General features: G+C 39.0%; 7 protein-coding genes. 2 read left to right on the forward strand and 5 right to left on the reverse strand.

Annotation, left to right across the window (positions count from 1 at the left end; all coding sequences use genetic code 11):
- The first annotated feature begins 12 nt into the window (after positions 1–12).
- Both HZA38_01900 and glgP read left to right on the forward strand, forming a co-directional pair.
- Positions 13–576: a shikimate kinase gene (locus HZA38_01900; protein MBI5414246.1), complete on the forward strand. Its 564-nt coding sequence runs from the start codon at positions 13–15 to the stop codon at positions 574–576.
- Positions 577–628: 52 nt separating this feature from the next.
- Entirely contained in the window at positions 629–2251 is a 1623-nt protein-coding gene (glgP, locus tag HZA38_01905; GenBank protein MBI5414247.1) for an alpha-glucan family phosphorylase, read from the forward strand.
- 6 nt (positions 2252–2257) lie between these two features.
- On the opposite strand, the gene HZA38_01910 is transcribed toward glgP, so the two are convergent.
- From HZA38_01910 to HZA38_01930, 5 genes are all read right to left on the reverse strand, one after another.
- The gene (locus tag HZA38_01910; GenBank protein MBI5414248.1) at positions 2258–3601 is read right to left on the reverse strand and encodes a polysaccharide deacetylase family protein; all 1344 of its coding nucleotides are present in this window, start codon (positions 3599–3601) and stop codon (positions 2258–2260) included.
- 2 nt (positions 3602–3603) lie between these two features.
- Complete coding sequence (asnS, locus tag HZA38_01915) at positions 3604–4917, reverse strand: asparagine--tRNA ligase (protein ID MBI5414249.1); 1314 nt, start codon at positions 4915–4917, stop codon at positions 3604–3606.
- A 60-nt stretch (positions 4918–4977) separates the two neighbouring features.
- Positions 4978–7155: a penicillin-binding protein 2 gene (locus HZA38_01920; protein ID MBI5414250.1), complete on the reverse strand. Its 2178-nt coding sequence runs from the start codon at positions 7153–7155 to the stop codon at positions 4978–4980.
- A 191-nt stretch (positions 7156–7346) separates the two neighbouring features.
- Positions 7347–7787: a dUTP diphosphatase gene (gene dut, locus HZA38_01925; protein MBI5414251.1), complete on the reverse strand. Its 441-nt coding sequence runs from the start codon at positions 7785–7787 to the stop codon at positions 7347–7349.
- 142 nt (positions 7788–7929) lie between these two features.
- Positions 7930–9474 (reverse strand): S-layer homology domain-containing protein, encoded by a 1545-nt coding sequence (locus HZA38_01930; GenBank protein ID MBI5414252.1) that lies wholly within the window; start codon positions 9472–9474, stop codon positions 7930–7932.
- Positions 9475–9508: the final 34 nt, after the last annotated feature.

The raw sequence follows: 9508 nt of genomic DNA on the forward strand, positions 1-9508 counted from the left end.
ACAACTACGAATATGTCTCGCAACATTGTTTTCACCGGCATGAGAGGAAGTGGAAAGTCTCATTTTGGGAGCGAATTTGCGAAAAAAAATTGGTATAGGTTTGTTGATACCGATCAGGAAATAGAAAAGAGAGCAGGAAAAAAAATCGCGGAAATCGTTGCACAAAATGGCTGGGGCACATTTCGAAAAATGGAATACGATGTCTGCAAAGAACTTTCTTCCGTGGAAAACACGATCATTTCTGTTGGTGGAGGAACAGTGATGCAGAAAGAAAATGTTGAACTTCTCAAAAAAAATTCAATTTTTGTTTTCCTCTACGCTCCGCCTAAAGAGCTCTTTCGAAGGCTGGAAAAATCAAAACATAAGAGACCGCCCTTAAGGAAAGGACTTTCCCTTCGTGAAGAAATTCAGGTTATTTGGCAAGAGAGAAGAGCCACTTTCTTTGAAACTGCAGATTTTGTGTTTTGCTTTTTGTTTTTTTCTTCTGATCCGAGAGAGAATGTGTCCAAAAATGTAGGAGTTCTCCAAAGGCTTGTGGATAGTATTTTTCATAAAAATATGGTAAAATATAGATAGTACAAATACACATATGTCACCCTCATCATCCATTGCCGTCGCCTACTTTTCCATGGAATTCGCTTTCGATGCGAAATTTCGGAATTATGCAGGAGGACTTGGAGTTCTCGCGGCTGACATGATGCATTCCTGTGCGGATATGAGCATTCCAGCAGTCGGAGTTTCTCTCATCTATCACAAGGATGACAACCCAGAAAAAGCTCTCAATTTTGAGAAGTATATGAAGAGACTTTCCATTACGGTCGATGTTCAAGTTGAAGATCGACCGGTAAAAGTTGGAGTTTTTGAGTACACGGTAAAAAGCGATATAGGAAAATCTCTTCCCGTCTATTTTCTCACCACATATCTCCCTGAAAATAAGCGTTGGGATCGAGATCTTACCAAATTTCTGTATGCAGGAGACGAATATACACGCATCGGACAGGAAACAATTTTGGGAATAGGTGGAGTAAAAATGCTTCGAGCGCTCGGGTACAATCACATTGAAAAATTTCATATGAATGAAGGGCATTCAGCATTTCTTACCTTCGAGCTTCTTAAAGAATGTGCCTACCATGATGCGGATGTTCGAAAAATGTGTACGTTTACGACACACACTCCCATTCCTGCGGGACATGATTATTTTGACTATCATCTCGCGGAACGTGTCCTTACTTCGATACTTCCGTGGCATATTAAAAATATTGCGACGAGTGATCGCCTCAGCATGACACATCTCGCTCTCAATTTGTCGGAAAAAGTGAACAGCGTTTCAGAGAAGCATAATGAGGTATGTCACCAAATGTTTCCAGAATATTCCTTTGAAAACATTACGAATGGAATTCATCATCTCACATGGATTTCAGATTCCATGGCAAAACTCTTTGACAGTTCTTTTCTTCATTGGAGAGAACGCCCATCAGAGCTTTGTGATGCTGAGAATACTCTCTCGGGAGAAAAGGTTTGGCAGGCCCATCAAAAAAATAAAAAAGAACTCGTGAAATGGATTAACGAACACCCGGAGTATTACATTTTTTCCCCTGAAAAATACAAAGAAGATTTTTTTGATGAAAACACTCTCACGATTGCATTTGCAAGAAGATTTGTTCCGTACAAAAGACCAACGCTCATCTTTCGTGATATTGATCGTCTTCGCGAACTTGGATATCGAAAAATTCAAATGGTATTTTCGGGGAAATGTTATGAGTTTGACCAGTTCTGTAATTGGCAAAAAGGGAATCTTCAAAAATTTGAGAAAATGCTTCGCGGACAAATACGCATTGCGGTCATCTCGGATTATAATGTTGATATTGCTCAAAAACTCATTTCTGGAGCAGATATGTGGCTCAATAATCCAGTTCGTCCTCTGGAAGCCAGCGGAACAAGCGGGATGAAAGCCGCTCTGAATGGACTTCTTAATATTTCCGTTCTCGACGGATGGTGGATTGAAGGATTTGCTCTGAATCCGATGGCAGGGTGGGGATTTGGGGAAAAATCAAATGGGCTTGATGAGAATTCTCGCGACAATATGGACGCTCACGAGCTTTATGAAAATTTAACAGATGCTGTCAATTGCTATTACCATCGTCCAGAAGAATGGAGAAAACGCATGAAAGCCGCAATCTCTCTGATTCACTATTTTAATACGAACAGGTGCGTCGAAGAATACATGAAGAAAATGTGGAGTTTCGCGTAATTATCGTTATTTATAATTTGCATCTGCAAACCAATTTTTCAATGAGGAAGTAGCGGTATTTGGAAAAATGCGGAATGTTTTGAGTACAAATTTATCTATAAACTTTTGAACAGCGCCATTATCAGTTGTTCTCCCGAACTCATATCCTTTTTCCTTTGCAATCCGTTTTACACGGCTATCATATTTCCCGCCGGGATAAACGATACACAAGATTTCTTTTCCGAGCTGCCCTTCCAAAATATTTTTTGATTTCTCAAATTCAGTGGCAATATTTGCTTTTGAAAGTTTTTGAAGATCCTGATGTTGATCAGTATGCGAACAAATTTCATGCCCAGATTCAGATAATTGTTGAATCTCTCCCCAATTCATATACCACGGATCTGTTCCCGGTTTTCCTGTGATAATTGCAAAATTCCCTTTCATTTTGTATTTTTCCAGTAATGGAAATGCATTTTCAAAATTATTTCCATACCCATCGTCAAACGTCAGCATTACCGATTTTTTGGGAAGGATTTTTTTCTTTTTGAGAATAAGATCGAGATCTGAAAAGGTGAGTGTCTCGACTCCATTGTTTTGAAAAAATTGCAGAAATTCTTCCAATTTTTTTAGGGAAATGGAAAGTTTATAGTATGTCTGATCAGGATCATTTTTGGGGACATCTAAGACATGATGAAACATGAGAATAGGAAGATACACTTCTCTTTTTTGAATATCTTTTGTAAGGATATTTTTCTCAGAATCAAAAAAAGAAGACTCTTTTCCTTCTACATTTTCTCGAAGTCGGTACACCATTTCGATCACTTCAGCACGTGTGAGAAAGTGATCAAATTTTAATACAGAAGGGGGAATCGCATTTTTTTCTGAGAGTGCTTTCGCAAATGGGGCATACCACTCACCGCCCTGATGCTCTTCTAAATGAAAAAATTTCACCAAAGTTTTTGCCGCTTCCACAAATGAAAGAGGTCTCTCTCCATGAAATGTTCCATCCGGATATCCATCAATATATCCCTTTTGTTTTGCATTACAAACGAGTGGAGCAAACCATTGATTTGAAGCAACATCGAGAAATGTGTTCGTATGTTCAGGGCAGAGTTCTGTTCCCAGTTTTGTGGGGTCAATATTTTCGAGTATTTTTACAAATTCTGCTCGATTTATCCGAGTATTTGGACGAAAAGTCCCATGTGCATATCCTTCTACGAGATGATGCGATGCTGCGTATTCTATAGATTCGGCATAAGCACTAGAATCCAAAACATCTGAAAAAATATGTGCTCCAAAAGAAATTTCTGTATTTCCAAAAATGCTGATGAGAAAAAAACTAAATACAGAAAAATATCTCCATTTCATCATAGTTATGGAGTAAGACGATTGAGCATTCGTGGGAAGGGGATTGTTTCGCGAATATGATGAATTCCTGAAACCCATCTTGTCATTCGTTCAATACCAATGCCAAAACCACAATGTGGTACAGATCCATATTTTCTAAGATCAAGATACCATTCAAAAATGGACACGGGAAGATTGTGAGATTTTATTCCTTCGAGTAATTTTTTATAATCATCTTCTCTCTGGCTTCCTCCAATAATTTCACCAAACCCACGAGGAGCAAGTACGTCAGCATTAAAAACACGGTCTCCGTTACTCGGATCTGTTTTTCTTGTGGTATAGTTTTTCATGTAGAACGGCTTAATACTTTTTGGCCAGTTTTTCACGATCACTCCTGCATCCGAATCTTTTGTAAGGAGCTCTTCCTCAGGTGCTCCTAAGTCTTCACCGTACTTAATTCCTGAGCCAAGTTCTTGGAGTTTTTTGATAGCATCAGGGTATTCGTAATGAATGAATGGAATTTCCAGGAACATTTCTAATTCTTTGATGTTTCGTTCCAACATTTCTAATTCTTTTTTCCCGTGCTCCAAGACGAATTTCACCATCGCTTTCATGCACTCCTCTTGGATTTTCAAACTTTCCTCGTGATCAATAAAAGCAATTTCTGGGTTCAGAGTCCAGAATTCAGTGAGGTGTTTTCGCGTTTTTGATTTTTCTGCTCGAAAATTTGGACAGAGGTCATACACTTTTCCAAATGCCATACACATAGCTTCAAGGTAGAGTTGACCATTTTGTGTGAGATATGCCGTGTCATCGAAATATTTTACTTCAAAAAGATCAGTAGTACCTTCGCATGCATTCGGAGTAAATGTTGGAGTATCGAGCTCAATGTACGAATTTTCATTGAAATACTTCTGGAATCCGGTTTTTACCAAATGGCGGATACGAAGAACAGCCCACTGACTCTCTGACCTCAGCCACAAGTGTCGATTGTTCAGCAAAAAATCAGGACCGTGATCTTTTTTCCCAATCGGATATTCTCCTTCTACCAGTTGAATAATCTTAATATTTTTCACCTGCAATTCGAAAACATCATCTTGTCTTGGATGCTTCGTTACTTCTCCCGTTACATGCACAGAAGATTCAATAGTCAGTCTTTTTGCCGTTTCAAACACTTCCTCCGAAACAGAATCTTTTCCGACAATTCCCTGAAGAAAACCGCTTCCATCACGAAGCTCCAGAAAAATAATTTTTCCGCTTTCTCGTTTATTGCACATCCACCCTCTCAAAGTAATTTCTTCCCCGACGTGATCTTTCATATTTCGGATTTCGATGTTCATATGTGGAAAAAAACATTGCTGAGTCTAATTGGTGAGAGGAAAAAGTACAAGAAAAAAACATTACTTTTCCGGAGCCACTTCGTAATAGTCGAGGAGAAATTCTGCAATGAGTTTAAAAGTTGGTGCCGCAGTGTTTTCTCCCCAAGTACTTGGACCGATTCTGGGACGATCAAATTTCACCAGAATAACGAATTTTGGATCGTCTGCTGGAGCATATCCTGCAAAGCTCGTAATAGTAGAACCATCGTGGGATGTATCTTCATAATTCCCGTCAGCTCCCGCAATTTGTGATGTTCCAGTTTTTCCGGCAACTTTATATCCGGGAACTCCACCCTTTCTGGCTACGCCATTTTCCACTGAAGAAACAAGCATTGATGTAAGAGTTGCAGCAGTATCAGCCTTCAGCACGCTTTTGTATTTTGGTTCAGTTTTTTGAGTACTGCCATCCGGATGTTGGATTTCCGAAACAATATGAGGTTCCGGAAGGAGTCCTCCATTTGCAAGTGTAGACCATGCAGTAATAACCTGAAGCGGCGTTGTTGAAATTCCCTGTCCAAACGCGGTATTTAAAAGTGCGGCAGTTGACCACTTTGTGTAATGATTTAGTTTTCCAGGAATTTCTTGCGCCAATTCTACAAATGTTTCTTTTCCAAATCCAAATTCATTCAGATATTCATACATCACTCCTTTTCCGAGTTTTTTCGCTACAGCCGCCATTCCTAAATTTGCTGATCGTTCGAGGACTTGTATCATGGTCTGCACACCCAAATATTTCCCGTCTCCATTTTTAATTGGCACGAGTTCTCCTCCAACATCGACTTGAATTGGTCCGTTCTCAATGTATGTTGAAGAAGGGCGAACTTCACCGGTATCGAGTCCAATAGACATGACGACTGGTTTAAATACTGATCCCGGTTCATATATTTCCTGAACAGTTTTATTCAAATATGAGCGAGGTCCTGCGAAATTTTCATAAATATAAAATTCAGGATTGTATTCAAGTTTCCAGGCTTCTTCATATTCATCAAATGTTGCAGGGATAAGTTCTTCACTCGGATCCTCAGGATTTTTTTTCAGAAGTGGAATAGATTTGCCAATGGAATTAAAATCATCGGGAGTTATTCTCCGTGTGAGATAAACATTTCCAAATTCATTCGGATTAAATGTCGGATAATTTGCCATCGCCAGAATATATCCGTTTTTTGGATTCATGACGATCACTTGTCCGGAATCAGCTTTATATGCGTGAACTCGCTCTGCCAAAACATCCTCCACCTTTTTTTGAATAATGCGATCAAGAGTGAGAACAACATCACTTCCGTCAATGGCTTTCTGAAAATCTTCAACAGAGAGACCAATAGATCTTCCTATGGTATCAGTTCTCCCGGTGTAGACCCCCTTTTGACCAGAAAGAATCCCATTAAGTTTTTCTTCTACTCCATACTGACCAGTGCCGTCATGATTTACAAATCCCAAAACCTGCGAGGCAAGTTCGTTCTCCGGATAATAACGCAAATTTTTTGGTTCCAAAATTATTCCTTTAAAGTAATCAGGAATTGCCGTAGCCGTTGATTTTTTTTCAGCAAAAAGACGGGCTCGATCGCGTTTATGCTCCAGTGTATATTTATCCTTGAGATCTCGTATTTTTTTTGATTCTTCAGGAGAAAGTTGCCTTTTTATAAGTACATACCTGTTTTCAGTATTAATTTTCCGAAAAATCTCAGCTTTTTTTTTCTGAAGAGCTTCCTCAAAAGTCGGGAGAAGCGGATCCTCATGAAGAAGTTCCTGACTCTTTTCATCAATTTTTGGTTCGGGATAAATCACGCTTTCCTCGGGGCATAAAGTTGGATCTTTTTGGCATGCTGCATATTCTTCTTCACGGAAAATAATAGGGGTGAGAAGTTCGACCACTAAATGCTTATCAGGAGTTTCCTCTGCATCCACCCGGAGTTCATCAAGAGAAGTGTTAAGCGCCAATTTGAGGAGATTCCCTGTTTTAGAATCTCTTACAAGAATATTTCCTCTGCGAGCGGAAAATTCAATCTCAGAAGAAACTTGCGATTGAATTTTCTTTTGGTAATATGATCCATTGACGACTTGAAGCTGAAATAATCTCACAAAGATAATTCCAAAAACGAGAATTACTACAGCGGTAAGGATTCGGATTCGATTCGGAAAAAGAATCGATCCAGAAGAAGCTGATGTGCGCCATCGATTTCGCCACTTTTTTCGAACCACAGGAAGTGAGTGAGTAAGTTGTAAAGATCCAGTTAGAAATTTTGAATTCTTAATTTTGAATTTTGAATTAAATTCTAATTTCTAATGTTTAAACACAAGGTGTAAACTGGTGAAAAATGGAATGCTTAAAAATTAAGATTTAAAATTTATTTAAAAAATTCAAAACTCAAAATTTATAATTCAAAATTTTTTTACCCCGTGCTTCCAAATCCACCTCTCGTATTCGCCTCAATTTCATGATGTTCCATCTCTTCCCAAATTGCTTTTTCAATTTTCACAAACATTCCCTGGGCAATTTTCTCCCCGCGCTTCACCCACACTGTTTCATCAGAAAAATTCCTGACCTGTATGAGGATTTCGTCTTGAGGACCACAATAATCCTGATCAATAATTCCAATAGAATGCGGCATATCGAGATGTTTCTTTTTCGGGGTTGATGATCTCGGAGCAATAATAAGCGCATGATTCGCTGGTGTTGAAATAACAAGTCCGGTAGAAATTCTTGCAATTTCTCGTGGAGGAATCTCTGTATCTTTTGCAGCAACAAAATCAAATCCCACTGCCCCCGGAGTTTCAAACTGTGGCAAGGGAAGATCTTTTCCATGCGGAAGACGGGTAATCCGAATTTTCATTTTCTCTTAAAAATAAAAAACTGCAGGACGCAGTATAGCAGAAATCAATGACGAAAAAGTACAAAATTAAAAGTACAAAGTACAAAATATGAAATCCTTTTTTAAGTTTTGTACTTTGTGCTTTGTACTTTGTACTTTTCGCTTAGATAGATGACGCCGATTTTCCCATAAATATCCAGCGTTCCGACGGATCTTCTGCAGAAGTAAAGAGGATGAGTCCGGTATCTTTTGGAGCATTTTTGATTTTTTCTATTTCATTTTCACGAGCTTTTTCACGGCTCTCCAAAGTGAAGAATAAGTTTTTTCCATTGAGTTTAAGTTCTATAGCATCTGCAATCTTGAGAGAATCAACAAGTGGCTTAAAGAGGCTTGCATTCGGGTTTTTATTATTTGGATTTGAAGAAGCATGAGCAAAAATAATAAGAGTTCCATTTTCATTAGGGACCTCATAAAATCCGCCGCCTTTTGCAAGATCACGTGCCCAAACGCTGGCATCGCTGAGGAGAGTTCGAGAAATAACCACATCTTTCATGTTGAGCACAGGGATGCTCATTCTGATGGTATCGACAAATTCATCACTTCCTCCATCCTCCATGAAAAGAGTTCGATAAATGATATCAAAGATTTGACCTCGTGTGATCGGCTTATCCCATTTTTTCGAGTTATAAAAGTCTGAGGACACGAGATTTTTTGAACGGAGAAAATCATAATAGGGCTTAGCCCAATGACCTTTTCCAGAATTTGGGGAGATATTGGGATTGAGTTGGAATCCAGAGATAATAACTTTCATAGTTTCTGCCATAGTGATATTTTTTCCGACTCCGAAGACATTTCCGCCATATCCTTCCATGATTTTGGCAGTGGAGACGAAATTGACGTAGGGGGTATACCATTCTTTCGCTTTGGCATCGCGAAATCCCGCAGTGAATTTTCCTGGGATTTTACTTTGAGAAGCGCGGACAATAATTTTTGCCACTTCTTCACGGGTGATATTTGCATCGAGTTTTAGGGAACCATCTTTATATCCCTGAATAACTCCTTGGTTATACAAAGCGACAGCAGCTTTATAATAGACATGGTCTGGCTTTGTGTCCGAGAAGAGAGAAGCGATTTTTTGTTGATCACCGGGAGTTATGTATTCGCCGAGCTGTGGAAAGACCTCAATTTTTTCAAGATCATTCGCCAGATCTTTTCTTTCAATATAAATAATTTTAGGAAATAGAGCTTCCTCATCTCCAGATTCTTTTAATGTTGGAGGAGCTTCAGATATTCTTATAAAATTATCCTCAGTATTTTTTTCTTCAGGATCTTTTGGAGGAGGGGAAGGTTCTTCCGTTTTTTTTGTAAAATATTTATCTATAATTTGTCTGAGGGATGCTGAACTTGTTCCGCCGCTTTTACTCTGCCACATGACGAATGCTGCTGAAGCTGAAGCAGAAGAGGCTTCATCATCGGTGACGGTCCCGGTATTTACAACCGTTGCACTTGGAGGCGATTCGACGATTGCTGAAAGAGAAATGGTTTTGGTTTCGTTTGGAGTAATTGATGGATACGAAGTCGTATATGTATCTGATCCTCCAGAGAAAGTTGCTCCGGAAGTCAAAGTGCTCGTAAATATGGCATTGGGAGAATTTCCTGTTCCACTGTTTGTAATCGTAAAAGTGTATTGCACTGTATTTCTTGGCATCACATCAGAAGTTGGAGAAACAATATTTGTCAGA

The organism is Candidatus Peregrinibacteria bacterium (assembly GCA_016220175.1).
Classification (GTDB): domain Bacteria; phylum Patescibacteriota; class Gracilibacteria; order CAIRYL01; family CAIRYL01; genus JACRHZ01.

Bases quoted from the DNA above. Each gene is read 5' to 3' on its own strand.
- HZA38_01900 (MBI5414246.1), top strand. From the start codon at position 13: ATGTCTCGCAACATTGTTTTCACCGGCATGAGAGGAAGTGGAAAGTCT.
- glgP (MBI5414247.1), top strand. From the start codon at position 629: ATGGAATTCGCTTTCGATGCGAAATTTCGGAATTATGCAGGAGGACTT.
- HZA38_01910 (MBI5414248.1), bottom strand. From the start codon at position 3,601: ATGATGAAATGGAGATATTTTTCTGTATTTAGTTTTTTTCTCATCAGC.
- asnS (MBI5414249.1), bottom strand. From the start codon at position 4,917: ATGAACATCGAAATCCGAAATATGAAAGATCACGTCGGGGAAGAAATT.
- dut (MBI5414251.1), bottom strand. From the start codon at position 7,787: ATGAAAATTCGGATTACCCGTCTTCCGCATGGAAAAGATCTTCCCTTG.
- HZA38_01930 (MBI5414252.1), bottom strand. From the start codon at position 9,474: ATGCCAAGAAATACAGTGCAATACACTTTTACGATTACAAACAGTGGA.